Source organism: Billgrantia antri, assembly GCF_019430905.1.
Lineage (GTDB): Bacteria > Pseudomonadota > Gammaproteobacteria > Pseudomonadales > Halomonadaceae > Halomonas > Halomonas antri.
Genome location: NZ_JAHYCA010000003.1, coordinates 96,554 through 111,427, shown reverse-complemented (window position 1 = coordinate 111,427; position 14,874 = coordinate 96,554). Strand labels below are relative to the sequence as shown.

At 62.4% G+C, this 14,874-nt stretch carries 15 protein-coding genes; 7 read left to right on the top strand and 8 right to left on the bottom strand.

The features are described 5' to 3' along the window. Positions 1-52: 52 nt before the first annotated feature. The 3 genes from KPL81_RS08580 to dcd all read left to right on the top strand — a co-directional run bounded on the left by KPL81_RS08580 (position 53) and on the right by dcd (position 2,829). On the top strand, positions 53-1,198 hold the full coding sequence (locus KPL81_RS08580; protein WP_219791470.1) for a coiled-coil domain-containing protein: 1,146 nt from the start codon (positions 53-55) through the stop codon (positions 1,196-1,198). 160 nt (positions 1,199-1,358) lie between these two features. Beyond that, positions 1,359-2,162: an iron-sulfur cluster carrier protein ApbC gene (apbC, locus tag KPL81_RS08575; protein WP_219792170.1), complete on the top strand. Its 804-nt coding sequence runs from the start codon at positions 1,359-1,361 to the stop codon at positions 2,160-2,162. Positions 2,163-2,262: 100 nt separating this feature from the next. Beyond that, the gene (dcd, locus tag KPL81_RS08570; protein ID WP_219791469.1) at positions 2,263-2,829 is read left to right on the top strand and encodes a dCTP deaminase; all 567 of its coding nucleotides are present in this window, start codon (positions 2,263-2,265) and stop codon (positions 2,827-2,829) included. Between the two features lie 166 nt (positions 2,830-2,995). On the opposite strand, the gene purN is transcribed toward dcd, so the two are convergent. Both purN and purM read right to left on the bottom strand, forming a co-directional pair. After that, the gene (gene purN, locus KPL81_RS08565; RefSeq protein ID WP_219791468.1) at positions 2,996-3,733 is read right to left on the bottom strand and encodes a phosphoribosylglycinamide formyltransferase; all 738 of its coding nucleotides are present in this window, start codon (positions 3,731-3,733) and stop codon (positions 2,996-2,998) included. Continuing rightward, on the bottom strand, positions 3,730-4,806 hold the full coding sequence (gene purM / locus KPL81_RS08560) for a phosphoribosylformylglycinamidine cyclo-ligase (protein WP_219791467.1): 1,077 nt from the start codon (positions 4,804-4,806) through the stop codon (positions 3,730-3,732). Before purM ends, purN begins: the two co-directional genes overlap by 4 nt. A gap of 165 nt (positions 4,807-4,971) precedes the next feature. Here purM and KPL81_RS08555 point away from each other — a divergent pair, with 165 nt between their 5' ends. Beyond that, positions 4,972-6,048 carry an AI-2E family transporter gene (locus tag KPL81_RS08555; protein WP_219791466.1) on the top strand — a complete coding sequence of 359 codons (1,077 nt, stop codon included), beginning with the start codon at positions 4,972-4,974 and terminating at the stop codon, positions 6,046-6,048. Beyond that, positions 6,045-6,746 (top strand): DnaA regulatory inactivator Hda, encoded by a 702-nt coding sequence (gene hda, locus KPL81_RS08550; RefSeq protein WP_219791465.1) that lies wholly within the window; start codon positions 6,045-6,047, stop codon positions 6,744-6,746. Before KPL81_RS08555 ends, hda begins: the two co-directional genes overlap by 4 nt. Before the next feature lie 6 nt (positions 6,747-6,752). Here the strand turns inward: hda and KPL81_RS08545 are convergent, their stop codons facing one another. From KPL81_RS08545 to KPL81_RS08535, 3 genes are all read right to left on the bottom strand, one after another. Continuing rightward, positions 6,753-7,307 (bottom strand): carboxypeptidase-like regulatory domain-containing protein, encoded by a 555-nt coding sequence (locus tag KPL81_RS08545; protein ID WP_219791464.1) that lies wholly within the window; start codon positions 7,305-7,307, stop codon positions 6,753-6,755. Between the two features lie 137 nt (positions 7,308-7,444). Further along, the gene (locus tag KPL81_RS08540) at positions 7,445-7,909 is read right to left on the bottom strand and encodes a phasin family protein (RefSeq protein WP_338035599.1); all 465 of its coding nucleotides are present in this window, start codon (positions 7,907-7,909) and stop codon (positions 7,445-7,447) included. Between the two features lie 37 nt (positions 7,910-7,946). After that, positions 7,947-8,948 carry a sensor domain-containing diguanylate cyclase gene (locus KPL81_RS08535; RefSeq protein WP_219791463.1) on the bottom strand — a complete coding sequence of 334 codons (1,002 nt, stop codon included), beginning with the start codon at positions 8,946-8,948 and terminating at the stop codon, positions 7,947-7,949. 230 nt (positions 8,949-9,178) lie between these two features. Between KPL81_RS08535 and KPL81_RS08530 the strand changes: the two genes are divergently transcribed. Continuing rightward, on the top strand, positions 9,179-9,928 hold the full coding sequence (locus tag KPL81_RS08530) for a helix-turn-helix domain-containing protein (RefSeq protein WP_219791462.1): 750 nt from the start codon (positions 9,179-9,181) through the stop codon (positions 9,926-9,928). A gap of 10 nt (positions 9,929-9,938) precedes the next feature. Here the strand turns inward: KPL81_RS08530 and KPL81_RS08525 are convergent, their stop codons facing one another. After that, the gene (locus KPL81_RS08525; protein ID WP_219791461.1) at positions 9,939-10,433 is read right to left on the bottom strand and encodes a hypothetical protein; all 495 of its coding nucleotides are present in this window, start codon (positions 10,431-10,433) and stop codon (positions 9,939-9,941) included. Between the two features lie 267 nt (positions 10,434-10,700). Between KPL81_RS08525 and KPL81_RS08520 the strand changes: the two genes are divergently transcribed. Next, positions 10,701-12,080: a class II fumarate hydratase gene (locus KPL81_RS08520; protein WP_219791460.1), complete on the top strand. Its 1,380-nt coding sequence runs from the start codon at positions 10,701-10,703 to the stop codon at positions 12,078-12,080. A 9-nt stretch (positions 12,081-12,089) separates the two neighbouring features. Here the strand turns inward: KPL81_RS08520 and KPL81_RS08515 are convergent, their stop codons facing one another. After that, complete coding sequence (locus tag KPL81_RS08515) at positions 12,090-13,160, bottom strand: endonuclease/exonuclease/phosphatase family protein (protein WP_219791459.1); 1,071 nt, start codon at positions 13,158-13,160, stop codon at positions 12,090-12,092. Between the two features lie 64 nt (positions 13,161-13,224). Beyond that, positions 13,225-14,727: a glycerol-3-phosphate dehydrogenase gene (glpD, locus tag KPL81_RS08510; protein WP_219791458.1), complete on the bottom strand. Its 1,503-nt coding sequence runs from the start codon at positions 14,725-14,727 to the stop codon at positions 13,225-13,227. Positions 14,728-14,874 lie beyond the last annotated feature (147 nt).

The following is a 14,874-nucleotide window of genomic DNA, read 5'->3' as shown; positions in this document are numbered from 1 at the left end:
CGGCTGTCGCCTTCCGGCGGCGGCACTGACGGACCATCTGGAGGTCTAGCCCATGTCGGAGACACCCGAGAGCCCACTCTACAAGGATAAGCGCGTCATGGCCCTGGCTGCCGTGGCAGTGCTTGCCATCATCTGGGCAATCTTTGCTCACAACAGTGCGAGCGATCATCGCGAGCGCAGTCAAGCGCTCGAAGAGCAGCTGTCGTCGGTCGAGGGTGAACATCAGGACCTGCTTGCAGAACTCAATGAGCGCAATCAGGCCGGAGAGAATGTCGAGACGTTACAGAGGCGCTTGACCGAACTCGAGGAGGAGCGCCAGTCAGTGGAGGCCGCCATGGCAGAGGAGCGACAGGCGGCTCGCGACGAGATCGATCGTCTCGAGGCCGAGGCCGGCGAAGCGGAAAGCCGACTCGCGGATCTGCAGGAGCAGCAGGCGACGCTGGAGAGCGAGCTCGAGTCGCGCCGCGGCGAGCAGGCCGAGATGGAGGAGAATCTCACGGCGCTGCGCGATGACTACCAAGCCGTGCAACAGGCACGCGAAGAGGCCGAAACGGCTCGCCAGGAGGCCGAGCAGCGGCTGCAGGAAACCGAGGCCGCCCAACAACAGGCCGTTGAAGAGCGCCAGCAGGCCGAGGCCGAACGCGAACAGGTTACCAACGAGTTGGGCCAATTGCGTGAAGAGGCCGAGTCTGCCGAACAGCGCCTCGATACGCTCACGCAGGCGATCGACGAGCGCCAGCAGACGCTCGATGCGCTAGAGAGCGATATCGAAGCCCTCCAGACCTTGCGTAGCGAGGTGGAAAGCGAAGTCGGCGATTTGCAAGATGAGCGCGACAACGTGGTGACCGAAACGGAAGCTGCGCGCCAGGAGCATGAACAGCTGACTGCCGAAATCGAGTCGGGACGCAAGGAACTCGAAGAGCTCCAGTCTCGCCTGGAACGGCGCCGGCAGCAGTTGCAGCAGATCGAATCGCAGCTGGTTCAGTGGCGTGAGGCCCTTGCCGAGCTGGAGCTGCAGAACGAGCCTTCTGAGCAAGGCCAGGCGCAACAAGAGGGCCAGCAACGCGAAGGCCAGGCGCAGCAGGAGGGCCAGCATCGCGAAGGCCAGGCGCAGCAGGAGGGACAGCAACGCGAAGTCCAGGCGCAGCAGGAGGATCAACCACAACAGGAAGCCCCTGCCGACGCCGAAAGGAACTGATCGCATCGGAGGCGGCCATGCGGCGAGCTACGGCTCGCCGCATGCGGTTTCAGGCATGCGTGGTGTCGGATATACCACTCGATCACCGACATCGAGGCGTATACTGTCGTGACAGGTGCAAGTGCGCTGCCATAGGTAACCATGCAAGGAGACAAACGTGATCGAAGGGGTCAAGCATATCGTGGCCGTGGCATCCGGAAAGGGTGGGGTAGGGAAATCCACCGTCACCGTGAACCTGGCGCTGGCCATGGTGGCCGAGGGCTTTCGGGTGGGGATCCTCGATGCCGACATCCATGGCCCCAGCCAGGCCCAGATGTTGGGCGTGCCGGAAGGCGTGAAGCCTCAGCAGGCCGGCGAGAACAAGTTCCGGCCGCTGGAAATGCACGGCGTGCAAGCCATGTCGATGGCCTTCATGGTCGATACGCGCGAACCCATGGTGTGGCGCGGGCCGATGGTGGCAGGAGCCTTCCAGCAATTGCTGACCCAGACGGCCTGGAACGATCTCGACGTGCTGTTCATCGACATGCCACCGGGTACCGGCGACATCCAGTTGACGCTGGCGCAGAAGGTGCCGGTGGATGGAGCCGTGATCGTGACGACGCCACAGGACATCGCCCTGCTCGATGCGCGCAAGGGCATCGAAATGTTCCGCAAGGTGAACGTGCCGGTGCTGGGTGTGGTCGAGAACATGAGCCTGCACGTATGCTCTCAGTGCGGCCATGCCGAGCCGATCTTCGGTGAAGGCGGCGGTGAGCGCATCGCGGGCGAGTACGAAACTCGCGTGCTGGGTCAGCTGCCGCTGGCCCTGTCGATTCGCGAGCAGGTCGACGGCGGCCGGCCGACGGTGGTCGCCGAGCCGGAGGGCGACGTGAGCGCTACCTTCCGCAACATGGCGCGACAGATCGCCGAAGCACTGAGTGTGCAGTCGCCCGACGAAGGGCCGAGCATCTCGTTCAGCGATTGAGGGCGACACGGCCGGGAGCGTTGGCCGCTGGTCGTGACGAGTGCACCTAGGGCCGCTATGATAGCGGCCCTACGCTATATAATTTCTCTCAGGACGCCCCATGAGCATCAAGCCCGACAGTTGGATCCGCCGCATGGCCGAGCGGGAAGGCATGATCGAACCCTTCGAAGCCGATCAGGTGCGCTACGTGAACGATCAGCGGGTGATCTCCTTTGGTACCTCCAGCTACGGCTACGACGTTCGCTGTGCCGACGAGTTCAAGGTATTCACGAATATCCATTCGGCGGTGGTCGACCCCAAGGCCTTCGACGAGAAGAGCTTCGTCGACATCAAGGGCGATGTCTGCATCATTCCGCCCAACTCCTTTGCCCTGGCGCGTACCGTGGAGTACTTCCGGATCCCGCGCAGCGTGCTGACCATCTGCCTGGGCAAGTCGACCTATGCCCGCTGCGGCATCATCGTCAACGTGACGCCACTGGAGCCCGAGTGGGAAGGGCACGTGACGCTGGAGTTCTCCAACACCACCAACCTGCCGGCCAAGATCTACGCCAACGAGGGCGTGGCGCAGATGCTGTTCCTGGAGTCGGACGAGGAGTGCGAAACGTCCTACAAGGATCGCGGCGGCAAGTATATGGGGCAGAGGGGGGTTACCTTACCCCGCACCTGAGAAAGCGTCGATTAATTGCTGCGCTCGACATCCTGACCGCCGGCGGTGCTCAAAATCCTCATGTAGCAGGCTACACTCCGGTTTATGCGCTCCGGCGGCGATCAGCCTGCCATCGCTCGCGACATAAATCGCCAGCTTTCTTACAATTTTTTTTGCGCTTCACCTATCATGCGTCGTCATGATCTTCATCCAGTTCTTCGGCGGCGTCGGCGTGGGAGAGGCGCAGCCCATGGGGCGGAAGCGGGGTGCCGTCGAGCACAGCGGTCTCGCCCACGAGGCGCAGCCGCCCTTCGAGGAACCATTTCACCGCGATGGGGTAGATCAGGTGTTCGCGGGTGTGCACCTTCTCCTTGAGGCTGGTCTCGGTCTCATCCCCGCTCACGTTCACCACGGCCTGGATTGCCACCGGGCCGCCATCGAGCTCCTCGGTGACGAAATGCACGCTGCAGCCGTGCTCGGCCACGCCGTCGGCCAGTGCCTTGGCGTGGGTGTTGAGTCCGCGATAGGCGGGCAGCAGGGAGGGGTGAATATTGAGCATGCGGCCGTGAAAGCGCTGCACGAAGCGTGAGCTGAGGATACGCATGAAGCCGGCCAGCACCACCAGGTCCGGCTCGTGGCGCTCGATCACCTTGATCAGGGCGCCATCGTAGGCTTCACGGCTGTCGTATTCTCCGTGGGGCAACACCACAGCATCGATGCCGGCATCGCGAGCCCGCTGCAGGCCGTAGGCATCCGCGACGTTTGAGATCACCGCAACGATCTCACCGCCCAGGCGGTCGTGGGTCTGTTCGTCTATCAGCGCCTGCAGATTGCTTCCGTTGCCGGAAATCAGCACCACGACCCGGCGCGCGCCGGTCGGCTCCGGCGTCAGGTCGTTGAGAGTGTCGCTGGCGTAGTCGCTCATGCCTCGAGGTTCTCCAATTGCACGGCTTCTTCATCTTCGCTGCGAACAATGATCTCGCCGATGCGGTAGACCGTCTCGCCCTGTGCCTGCAGGTGGGCACGGGCCTGGTCGGCCTGGTCAGCAGGAACGACGACGACCATGCCGATGCCGCAATTGAGCACGCGATACATCTCGTGCTCCGAGACGTTGCCCTGCTGCTGCAGCCAGTCGAACAGCTCCGGGCGGGTCCAGCTGTTCACGTCGATGCGTGCAGCCAGCGTTTCCGGCAACACGCGCGGCACGTTTTCCAGCAGTCCGCCGCCAGTGATGTGGGACAGAGCGTGAACGGTTACGCCGCTCTCCTTGATCAGCGACAGCAACGGCTTGACGTAGATGCGGGTGGGGGCGAGCAGGGCATCACCCAGGGGTTGGCCATCGATGGAGGTGTCCAGTGAGGCGCCGCTCACCTCGAGGATCTTGCGGATCAGCGAGTAGCCGTTGGAATGGGCTCCGGTAGAGGCGATGCCCAGCAGCACGTCTCCTTCGCCGACCTTGCTGCCGTCGAGGATCTCGGTCTTCTCCACCACGCCGACACAGAAGCCGGCCAGGTCATAGTCGCTGCCTTCGTACATACCGGGCATTTCGGCTGTCTCGCCGCCGACCAGCGCACAGCCGGCACGCTCGCAGCCTTCACCAATCCCGCTCACCACGTCGGCGGCGATGTCCACATCGAGCTTGCCCGTGGCATAGTAGTCGAGGAAGAACAGCGGCTCGGCGCCGGCCACCACCAGATCATTGACGCACATGGCGACCAGATCGATGCCGATGGTGTCATGCCGTCCCAGGTCCATGGCCAGACGCAGCTTGGTGCCTACGCCATCGGTGCCGGAGACCAGTACCGGTTCGCGATAGCCGGAGGGCAGCTGGCACAGTGCGCCGAAGCCACCCAGTCCGCCCATCACCTCGGGGCGCATGGTGCGCTTGGCAACGCCCTTGATGCGGTCGACCAGGGCATTGCCGGCATCGATGTCAACGCCGGCATCCTTGTAGCTCAGCGAAGCCTTGGCGTTGTCGGGAGAGGTGGAATCGGTCATGGCCTGTCCTGTAGGAAATACGCGGTTAGTGGTCCGTTGGCCGGCGCCTGGCGGCGAGTCGCCAGGCGGCCAAAGCAGTGGGCAAGATCGGGCCGGAATTGTAGCATCACGAAACACGGCTCGCATCGCCGTGAACGCCGTGAACGATGAACGCAGGGAGGTGTGATGCGCAGAGAGTGGTGGATCCTGATCGGCGTGGTGGCCTTGGTATGGCTGCTGTTCCAGTTGGAGACAATGTTGATGCCGTTCATTGCAGGCATGATTCTGGCGTACCTGAGCGACCCCTTGGCCGATCGACTCGAGCGGTTGGGATTGTCGCGCACATTGGCGGTATGCGCCGTGTTTCTGCTCATGTCGGTCCTGCTGGCGATCGCCCTGCTGATACTGATTCCCTTGCTCATGCAGCAGATTCGCCAGTTCAACCTGATGATTCCGGGCATCTTCGCTTGGGTCCAGACGGTGCTGGCACCGCAGCTACAGGACTGGGTGGGGCTCGACGTAACGGCCGATCTCGATGCCATCCAGCAGACGCTGGCAAGCAACTGGCAGAATGCGGGGGAGTATGCGGCGCAGCTGCTGGGTCGGGTAGGGCGCTCTGGCATGGCCTTCATCACCTGGGTGACCTACGTGGCGCTGATTCCGGTGGTGACGTTCTACCTGCTGCTCGACTGGGACAGGATGATGGCCAACCTGCGCGACCTGCTGCCACGTCAGTGGGAGCCCGATGCAGTGCGCCTGGGGCGTCGTTGCGACGAAGTCCTGTCGGCTTTCCTGCGTGGTCAGTTGCTGGTCATGCTGTCGCTCGGCGTCATCTATGCGCTCGGGTTGACGCTCGTCGGCGTACGCTTTGGCCTGCTGATCGGCATGGTCGCCGGGCTGGCCAGCATCGTGCCGTTTCTGGGCTTCATCGTCGGTATCAGTGTGGCGCTGCTGGTGGCCTTCTTCCAGTTCGGCACTTGGCTCGCGCTGGTGGGCGTCGTGGTGGTGTTCGCCACCGGGCAAGCTCTCGAAAGCACCCTGTTGCAGCCCAAGCTGTTGGGAGACCGTATCGGTCTGCATCCAGTGGCGGTCATCTTCGCCGTGCTGGCGGGTGGCAACCTGTTCGGTTTCACCGGGGTGCTGCTGGCGCTGCCGGCTGCGGCGGTGATCATGGTACTCTTGCGTGAGCTCAACGATCGCTACAAGCGAAGCACCTTGTACGGTGTCGATGGCTCCGAGCATCGCAACGAGGATTCACCATGAGCCGAGCGCCTGCGCAGCTGCCACTGGGGGTGGGGCTGCGCGACGATGCGACTTTCGACAACTTCCTGCCGGCAGCGAATGCCAGCCTGGTGGACCACCTCGCACGTCAGTTCGACGATGACGGCGAGCCGTTCCTCTATGTGTGGGGGGCTTCCGGCAGCGGTCGCAGCCACTTGCTGCAGGCGGCCTGCCACGCTGCCTCGGATCGTGACCTGCGAGCCCTCTATCTGCCGCTTCGGGACCTGGGGCACTTCCCGCCCTTGATGCTCGAGGACGCCGAACGGCTCGACTTGGTGGCCATCGATGACGTGGACAGTGTCGTGGGACGACGGCGCTGGGAAGAGGGGCTCTTTCATGCCTTCAACCGGCTGCGCGATGCCGGCAAGCGGCTGCTGGTGGCTGGAGCCGTGGCACCTCGCCAGCTGCCGGTAAAGTTGCCGGATCTGGCCTCGCGCCTGACCTGGGGCGTGACCTTTCATCTGCAGCGGCTCGACGATGGTGAGCGGTTACAGGCCTTGCAGCTTCGTGCCCGGGTTCGTGGGATGCAGCTGCCCGATGAGGTGGCGCGTTACATCCTGCATCGTGGCCCACGTCGTCTCGACGAGCTGTTCGAAGCGTTGGCGGTACTCGACCGCGCATCGCTTTCCGCCCAGCGCAAGCTGACCATTCCCTTCGTCAAGCAGGCGCTGGGCTGGTAGCGTGGTTCAGCGGTTCAGGTTGACCTCGAGGCGCTGGCCGTTGCGCAACGATACCTGGCGCAGAATGACCTGACGCTGCCCGTTGGCGGGATTCACCACGCTGCCCGAAACGTAGAACTCGCCGGGCGGAAGGCCCCGCAGCGTAAAGTTGCCGTTGCCATCGGTGCGTGTCGTGTGGGTGTACTCGCGCGCGCGAGGATCGGCAGGCTCGACTGCTCTCCCAGCGAGTGCTTGCTCGGCGGCTTCTGCCGAGTAGGTGGTAACGGGAGCCACGGCAATGGTCTCCCCGGCACCCGGCCTGCCATTGAGACTGAGGCGACCGGACAGGATGGCGCTGCCCGTCTTGGGCAGTGCAGCATATTCTTCGGCGGGAAATGCCACCTGGCGGGGTATGCGGGGTGCTGCAGGAGCGGTGCGCCGCTCGTCGGGCTGCTCGGCATCGGGACGTTGTGGCTCGCCGATCTCGATGACTTCGATACGCTCCGGGGGCGGCCCCGGCTCCATCATCTGACAGCCGGCCAGCAACAGGCTCAGCAGCACCAGGGGAATCCAGGCTTTCATTCGATCGCTTCCTCGCGGCCATGCTCATGTGCCTCGAGCATAAACGAAGAGCGCTGGCTGGTCACAGTTCGGAGACAAGGAAAAGGCCCGTCGAAGCAAGTTCGACGGGCCTTACGAGACGATGAGGCGAGGTTGCGTTACGCCTTGTCGGCCTGCCCGGTGGAGGCCTGCTGAGCCTGCTGAGCCTGCTTCAAGCTGCTTTCGGCGAGCTTCTGGCTCTGCTGCATGAAATCCTGATTCAGAGAGACGACCTTCTCGGCATCACCCTTGATTCGCTCGGCCATGTTCTTGGCGAATTGCTGCTGACCCTCGATGTAGTTACGCAGGCCATCGGCATCGCGCACGTCGAGAAGTACACGGGCCTGGGCAAGGCCGGTGTCGGTATACGCCTTAGCGGTATCCAACTGAGTGGCGACGAGCTTCTCGGTGTAGTCAATACTGAGAGCGGCATAGGCGCGGGCCGGGCCGAGAAGCATGGCTTCGAACGGTTTGGTATCGAAGCTGAATGTCTTCATCATGTCCTGTGAACCTCCAGGGTCGCGATAGGTGACGAACGGGTATCCGTCCTGCTGCGTTGCAACATAGCAAAGATGCTTTTGCACTGCAATATTAGATTCGGTAAGCCTGTGTCGCTTCTTGTCAAGCAGCGCATTCGATGCGATTGCGGCCGTTGCGCTTGGCCTGCAGCAGCATGGTGTCGGCGCGATGAATCAGGTCGACGACGAAATGGTCGGAAGGCTCCAGGCTGGCGATCCCGATGCTGATCGTGAGTGGTGTTGTCTGGGTCATCGTCCGCCGCAGGCGCTCGGCGATCTCGCGTGCTCCGGTGGCCGTGGTTTCAGGCATCAGGATGAGAAACTCGTCGCCGCCATAACGGCCTACCAAGTCGCACTCCCTGACGGTGGCCAGTATCGTACGGGCAACACGGCGCAGGGCTTCGTCGCCCGCGAGGTGACCCTCGATATCATTGATTTTCTTGAAATGATCGATATCGAGCATCATCAGGCAAAGCGGCTGCTCGTAGCGCGAGGCGCGGCGAAGCTCCAGCTCGGCCAGTTCCAGCAGGTAGCGGCGATTGTAGATATCGGTGAGGGCGTCATGTGTCGCCAAGTGCGTCAGATGTTCGTTGGCGGCGACAAGTTCCGCTGTGCGTTCGTGTACCCGCCGTTCGAACTCCTTGCTTTCGGAGTAAGCGCCGACAGGCTGTTCGGGGAGCAGCGACATGTCGCGGGACACGCCGAACAGGTGGGTGACGGCGCCTTCCTGGTTGGTAATCGGCACCAGCAGGGTCTGCCAATGCCCTTGCTGGCAAATACCGTCACGGTCGAGATAGCCGCCTTTCTCCTCGTAGCGAATCGGGCTGGCACACTCGACGCAGCGGTGCAAATTGGCAATTACCCCATGGCACAAGGGTGGGGGCAGTAACTGCTCGATGCGCTTGCCGGTGTACGTGGCTTCATCGCCGAGCATGGCCTGACGCGTCGGGTTCATGGCCTCGATGACGAAATCGGCGGGGCCTTCGACGCGAACGATGAACATGTGTTCCGGACAATAGTCCCATAAACTGCGTACCAGCAGCATGCCGGCGTTGGCACTGAGCCGGTTGAGGATGGTCGACGTCATCCAGGATGTCTGGTGCATGGCTGGGTTCCCTTCAGTGGCGTTCCTCTTGTCCCAGAGGTGACGCTGAGCCTGCGGCATCGCAGCATTAACACTAGGACGGCGCATTTCTTCGTGCAGCATGAATTTGTTCATGCCAACGCTGGAGCTGCCGTTCGCCTTGCTCCATCGTTGGCATGAGGCAACTCAAACTGCGGTCAAGACAGGCGCTTCTATACTGAAGCTTGTGTGTCCAGGAAGAGGGCAGCGCCATGTCGAATCCAGGGAAAGAGGTTGGTGAATCAACGGTTTCCCAATGCCTGTCGTGCTATCTGAAGGCTCTGTGCCTGCCCCCCGACCTTTCACCTGACCAAGCCGGAGCCCTTGGTCGTATCGTCGATACTCCCGTCAGGCTGGAGAAGCGGGAGTCGCTGATCGAGCAGAAAGCCGTCTTTCGACATCTATTTGTCGTGCGCACCGGCAGTCTCAAGCAGCTCACCACAGATGCCCGCAGCGAGATGTTGGTGACCGCATTGTACTTGCCTGGCGACATGATCGGATTCGATGCCATCGGCCCTGGCTACTACCCCGGAACGATCATTGCTTTGGAAACGTCCTCTCTCTGCCGCCTTCCTTTCCAGTACTTGGATGAGTTGAGCTCCCGCTTGCCCATTCTGCGCCACCATTTGCAGCGCAACATCAGCAAGACGATGCAGGAGGAGCGAGTTCGCCTGCATCAATTGCTGTCCCGCACGGCAGAGGCCCGTCTGGCGTATTTCCTGCTCGGCATCGCCGACTCCTTCCGTCGTCGCGGATTCTCGGCGCGCCACTTTCGTCTGGCGTTGTCGCGTGCCGATATCGGCAGCTACCTGGGGCTGACTCACGAGACAGTGGGGAGGACGCTGGCTGCCTATCAGGCTCAGCAGCTGCTGTATGTGAGCGGACGCGATTATCATCTGCTCGACATCGTCGGCTTGGAGCGGCTGGCCTCTTCTACCGGCAGGCGGCAGAAGAGGGCATGAAGTCTCTGTCTCAGGCGTGACGCAAGGCGATGGGCGCCCACTGGTGCTCGCGGAACTCGAGCAGCACGCGAGACTCGGCTTCCTTTTCCGTGACGAAATCGATGAAGGCCTGGTGCAGCTCCGGCGTGGCATTCGTTTCGAGCAGCCAGGTGAAGAAACGCTTCGACTCCACCGCCGCGAAAATGGCCTGATCGAGCAACTGGCCAGCCATGCCGTCGTCTGCCACGAACATGTGACGGTGAGTCAGCTCGAAGCTGGGTGAGTCCATGGGCGGCGCGTCGACACAGGCTTCGAGTTCCAGCCGAACCGCGATACGGCGCAAGGTGTCCATCCGCTTTTCGCATTGCAGACCCAGGCTTGCCATCAGCCGACTTACCTGGGGGGCCTGGGGCAGGAAGCTGAGGGCCAGCCGGCGGTAGCGATTGAGTTCCGCGCTTTCATGGGCATTGGCGAGCGTCAATTGCTCCTGAGGAATCAGCAGTAAGGAAGCGGTCTTGTTCAGCATATCGTTGATATACCTTTATTTTTTAATGTTTACGAGTGAGGTTGCCTTTCCTTCGTTTGGCGAAGTTATCTTAGAGATGGAGCGGTGAGCGAAACAACGATAACTGTCACAAAGAAGGCGGTTAGCGCGACGATCTGGGTAGGGCCTTGATAACTGTCGCCCTGTGCAACAACCGGGAGTGAACTGGGTGGCGTAGCTGCCGTTTGCCTTGCATGTGGCCAGTCCCGGCATCATGGTGGGAGTAGGAACGACAAGCGAGGGAATGACATGAGCGAACATCGTATCGAGCGTGACAGCATGGGCGAGCTACGAGTGCCGACATCGGCGCTCTATGGGGCGCAGACCCAGCGAGCCGTGGAGAACTTTCCGGTTTCAGGCCAGTCGATGCCGGCGGCATTCATCCACGCCATCGCCCGGATCAAGCTGGCCGCGGCCAAGGTGAATCACGACCTGGGGCTACTGTGTGGCGAGCGAGCCGAGGCCATCATGGCGGCCGCGCAAGAGATCGTCGACGGCAAGCACGACGACCAGTTTCCCGTGGACGTGTTCCAGACCGGCTCTGGCACCTCGAGCAATATGAACGTCAATGAAGTCATCGCTCATCTGGCCAGTCGTGACGAACTGAAGGTCGGCCCCAACGATCACGTCAATATGGGCCAGTCGAGCAACGACGTGATTCCCACCGCCATCCATCTGTCGGCGGCATTGGAAGTTACCGCACGGTTGCGCCCTGCACTGGTGCAGCTGCGTGCCACGATCGACGAGCGGGCGCTGGAGCTGGACAGGGTGGTCAAGACCGGGCGTACCCACCTCATGGATGCCATGCCGTTGCGAATGGGGCAGGAACTGGGAGGGTGGTCGAGCCAGATCGGCCAGGCCATCGAGCGAATCGACAGCGCCATGCTCAGGATCTCGCGGCTGGCCCAGGGAGGAACAGCGGTAGGTACCGGTATCAATGCGCACCCTGAATTTGCGGAGCGAATGGCAAACGAGCTCAGTACTCAAACCGGTCTGGCACTGAGCCCCAATGATAGCTTTTTCGCCAGCCTGGGGGCGCAAGACGCCGCCGTGGAGCTGTCGGGACAGCTCAAGGGGTTGGCCTGCGCGATCATGAAGATCGCCAATGATCTACGCTGGATGAATTCCGGCCCCCTGGCCGGGCTGGGCGAGATCGAACTCGAGGCGCTGCAGCCCGGCAGCTCTATCATGCCGGGCAAGGTCAATCCGGTGATTCCCGAATCGGCCGCGCAGGCCGCTGCGCAAGTGATCGGCCTGGACGCGGCGGTCACGGTGGCGGGGCAGAGCGGCAACTTCCAGCTCAACGTGATGTTGCCGCTGATTGCCAACAACTTGCTGACCTCGATCACGTTGATGACCAATACCGCGCGATTGCTAGGCGAGCGGGCCATTGCCACTTTCCGGGTACGGGAGGACAGGCTTGCCGAGCCGCTGGCGCGCAACCCCATTCTGGTAACGGCGCTGAACGGCGTGATCGGCTACGATGCGGCGGCAGCCATTGCCAAGCAGGCCTACCAGGCCGGGCGACCGATCATCGAGGTGGCCGAGGAGCAGACCGACTTGAGTCGCGAGGAACTCGAGCGCCTGCTCGACCCGGCACAGTTGACCTCTGGGGGCATACCGGAGTAAGGCGCGGTCTCACGATTCCTGCTCCCGGGAACGGGCCTCGCGAATCGTCTTGCGTGCCCAGGCGCGCTCGTCGCCGTCGGCCTCGGGATTGTCGTGCTCGTCGCTGCGAGACGGGCGAAAGCATAGTGTGGCCAGGATCGGAAAGTGGTCCGAGCCAAAGGCGGGCAGGCGCTCGAGTCTCTTCAAGGTGAAGTGCTCGCTGGTGAAGATATGATCCAGCGGCCAGCGTAGCAGCGGGTAGCGGGCATGGAAGGTACTGTATCTACCTCGTCCCTGGCGGGGATCGAGCATACCGCTGATACGACAGAACAGGCGGGTGGTTCGCGACCAGGCAACGTCGTTGAGGTCCCCGGCGACGACGGTGGGCTTGGGATGGCGATGGATCTCCTTGCCGACCAGTAGCAATTCGGCATCGCGCCACAGCGATTCCTCACTTTCGTTGGGTGCGGGTGGGCGCGGATGCAGGGCGTGCAGCGTCAGCTTGTCGCCACTCGCGAGCACGATGTCGGTATGGATCGAGGGGATGTCATCCTGGATCAGCCATTCGACACGAGTATCGACCAACGGCAGCCGAGAGTAGAGGTGCATGCCATAGAGGTTGTCGAGGGGAATCTTGACGCTGTGAGGCCACTTCTCCTCTAGTGCCTGATCGAGTCGCTCCTGCCACCAGTCATCCGACTCCAGGGTCAGCACGACATCGGGGTCTTGTCGCTGGATGATCCCGGTGAGTCGCTCAGCCTGACGATTGGGGGTCAGCACGTTGGCGACCAGCAGAGTAATGCAGCGCTCCTGCTGGCCAGGTTCGGCGTCCTGTACCTGGACAGGCCAGAGTCGTGTCCAAGGCAGGATGAAGCGCGCCTGAAGCACTACCACGAGCAAGCTCGAGGCGAGCAACGGCCAGCGCCAAGGCGGGTCGAGAGGTAGGCAGAGCAGAGCGGTGAGCAAGGCGGCGAAAGCCAGCTGCAGGCGCGGGAATTCGCAAGCACGTATCCACCACCAGCGAAGCGGCAGCTTGGCGACGAGCGTGGCAGCGACCAGCATGGCCACCATCGCGGTGAGCGCGGCTGTATAAAAGGGCATAGGCTCCTGCCTGAAGGCAAAGCGATAAGCGCATTTACTCTTCCGAGCCTAAGCGATGTGAGCCTCATGCAGCCAGTCCGTGGCGGTGCTTTTCGGTATATTGCTTCAGGGCATCGACCTGGCGTGGCGTGAGTCGCAGGCCGAGTTTGGTTCGCCGCCACAGGATATCCTCGACATCGATTGCCCACTCTTGCTCGATGAGGTAGTCGACCTCGGCTGCCGTCAAGCCTGCACCGAACGCTGCTCCCAGATCCTCCGGTTTCTCGGCGCCCCCGAGAAAACGCAGGCACAGGCTGCCATAGGTACGGGCGAAGCGGCGCGCGCGTGACTCACCGAGCCAGGGATAGTCGCTAAGCAGCTGCGCCATGAAGGGGGCCTGACCCTCGATGTCGCCTCCAGGCAAGGCGGACGTGGCCGTCCAGCTCGGTCCCATGTCGGGCAGGGCGGGAGCAAGCTGCCTCAGTGCGGCTTCCGCCAGCTTGCGGTAAGTGGTGATCTTGCCGCCGAACACCGAGAGGAGCGGAGCGCCGGTTTGGTCCAGGGCCAAGGTGTAGTCGCGGGTCATGGCCGAGGGGTCGGCCGATTCGTCGTCGCACAGCGGGCGTACGCCGGAGAAGCTCGTAATGACGTCGCGGCGATCGAGCTGGCGCCGAAAATGCTGGTTGACGACACCGAGCAGGTACTCTGTTTCCGCCGCGCTGATCGATGCCTGGGACGGGTCGCCCTGATAACGGTGGTCAGTGGTACCGACCAGGCTGAAGTCGTCCTCGTAGGGTAGTACGAAGACGATGCGTCGATCGCTGTTCTGCAGGATATAGGCGCGATCGTCGGCGTTGAGGCGCGGTACGACGAGATGGCTGCCCTGAATCATGCGAATGGAGTAGCGTGAAGGGCGCGCCACCTGCTCGCGCACCACCTGTTCGACCCAAGGCCCTGCGGCATTGACCAGGGTTCGTGCATGGCGTTCGAAGCGCTCCCCGCTGCGGGTGTCTTCCAGCTCGATCCGCCAGGTGCCGTTCTCCTCCCGAGCCCTCGTGCAGCGCGTACGTACCAGGATTTCAGCTCCCTTCTCGCGCGCCTGAAGGGCGTTGAGCACGACGAGTCGGGCATCATCGACCCAGCAATCTGAATATTCGAAACCGCGCATCATCTCCGGTTTCAGCGGCGAGTCGGCAGGGAAGCGAACACCGCGCGAGCCGGGCAGGGTCTTGCGCTTGCCCAGATGGTCGTAAAGGAACAGTCCCGCGCGGATCATCCAGGCGGGGCGTAGATGAGAACGATGCGGCAGGATGAAACGCAGCGGCCAGATGATGTGCGGTGCCTTGCGCAACAGGACCTCACGCTCGCGCAGGGCTTCACCGACGAGGCGGAACTCATGATGTTCGAGATAGCGCAGGCCGCCATGGATCAGCTTGCTGCTTGCCGACGAGGTGGCACCGGCCAGATCGCCCTGTTCGCACAGGCCGACCGTCAACCCACGGCCGGCGGCGTCATTGGCAATGCCGGTACCGTTGATGCCGCCGCCGATGATGAACGTATCGAGTAGCTTGCGGGACGTCTGCGCCATGGAGAGAAAACTCCGAACTTGGGGCCGCCGGAGCGGTGCCGGTTGAATCGCTGATGGTTGAAAACGAAAATAGAGCAATCACAACCGAACATCAAGGGTTCGCAGACAACACTGCCGTCACCGGGGGTGTCGGCAGTGTCTGAGCGG

Coding starts and splice junctions, on each gene's coding strand:
- glpD (WP_219791458.1), bottom strand. CDS start 14,727: ATGGCGCAGACGTCCCGCAAGCTACTCGATACGTTCATCATCGGCGGC.
- hda (WP_219791465.1), top strand. CDS start 6,045: ATGAGCCGAGCGCCTGCGCAGCTGCCACTGGGGGTGGGGCTGCGCGAC.
- KPL81_RS08555 (WP_219791466.1), top strand. CDS start 4,972: ATGCGCAGAGAGTGGTGGATCCTGATCGGCGTGGTGGCCTTGGTATGG.
- KPL81_RS08520 (WP_219791460.1), top strand. CDS start 10,701: ATGAGCGAACATCGTATCGAGCGTGACAGCATGGGCGAGCTACGAGTG.
- KPL81_RS08545 (WP_219791464.1), bottom strand. CDS start 7,307: ATGAAAGCCTGGATTCCCCTGGTGCTGCTGAGCCTGTTGCTGGCCGGC.
- KPL81_RS08530 (WP_219791462.1), top strand. CDS start 9,179: ATGTCGAATCCAGGGAAAGAGGTTGGTGAATCAACGGTTTCCCAATGC.
- purN (WP_219791468.1), bottom strand. CDS start 3,733: ATGAGCGACTACGCCAGCGACACTCTCAACGACCTGACGCCGGAGCCG.
- dcd (WP_219791469.1), top strand. CDS start 2,263: ATGAGCATCAAGCCCGACAGTTGGATCCGCCGCATGGCCGAGCGGGAA.
- KPL81_RS08525 (WP_219791461.1), bottom strand. CDS start 10,433: ATGCTGAACAAGACCGCTTCCTTACTGCTGATTCCTCAGGAGCAATTG.
- purM (WP_219791467.1), bottom strand. CDS start 4,806: ATGACCGATTCCACCTCTCCCGACAACGCCAAGGCTTCGCTGAGCTAC.
- KPL81_RS08580 (WP_219791470.1), top strand. CDS start 53: ATGTCGGAGACACCCGAGAGCCCACTCTACAAGGATAAGCGCGTCATG.
- KPL81_RS08535 (WP_219791463.1), bottom strand. CDS start 8,948: ATGCACCAGACATCCTGGATGACGTCGACCATCCTCAACCGGCTCAGT.
- KPL81_RS08515 (WP_219791459.1), bottom strand. CDS start 13,160: ATGCCCTTTTATACAGCCGCGCTCACCGCGATGGTGGCCATGCTGGTC.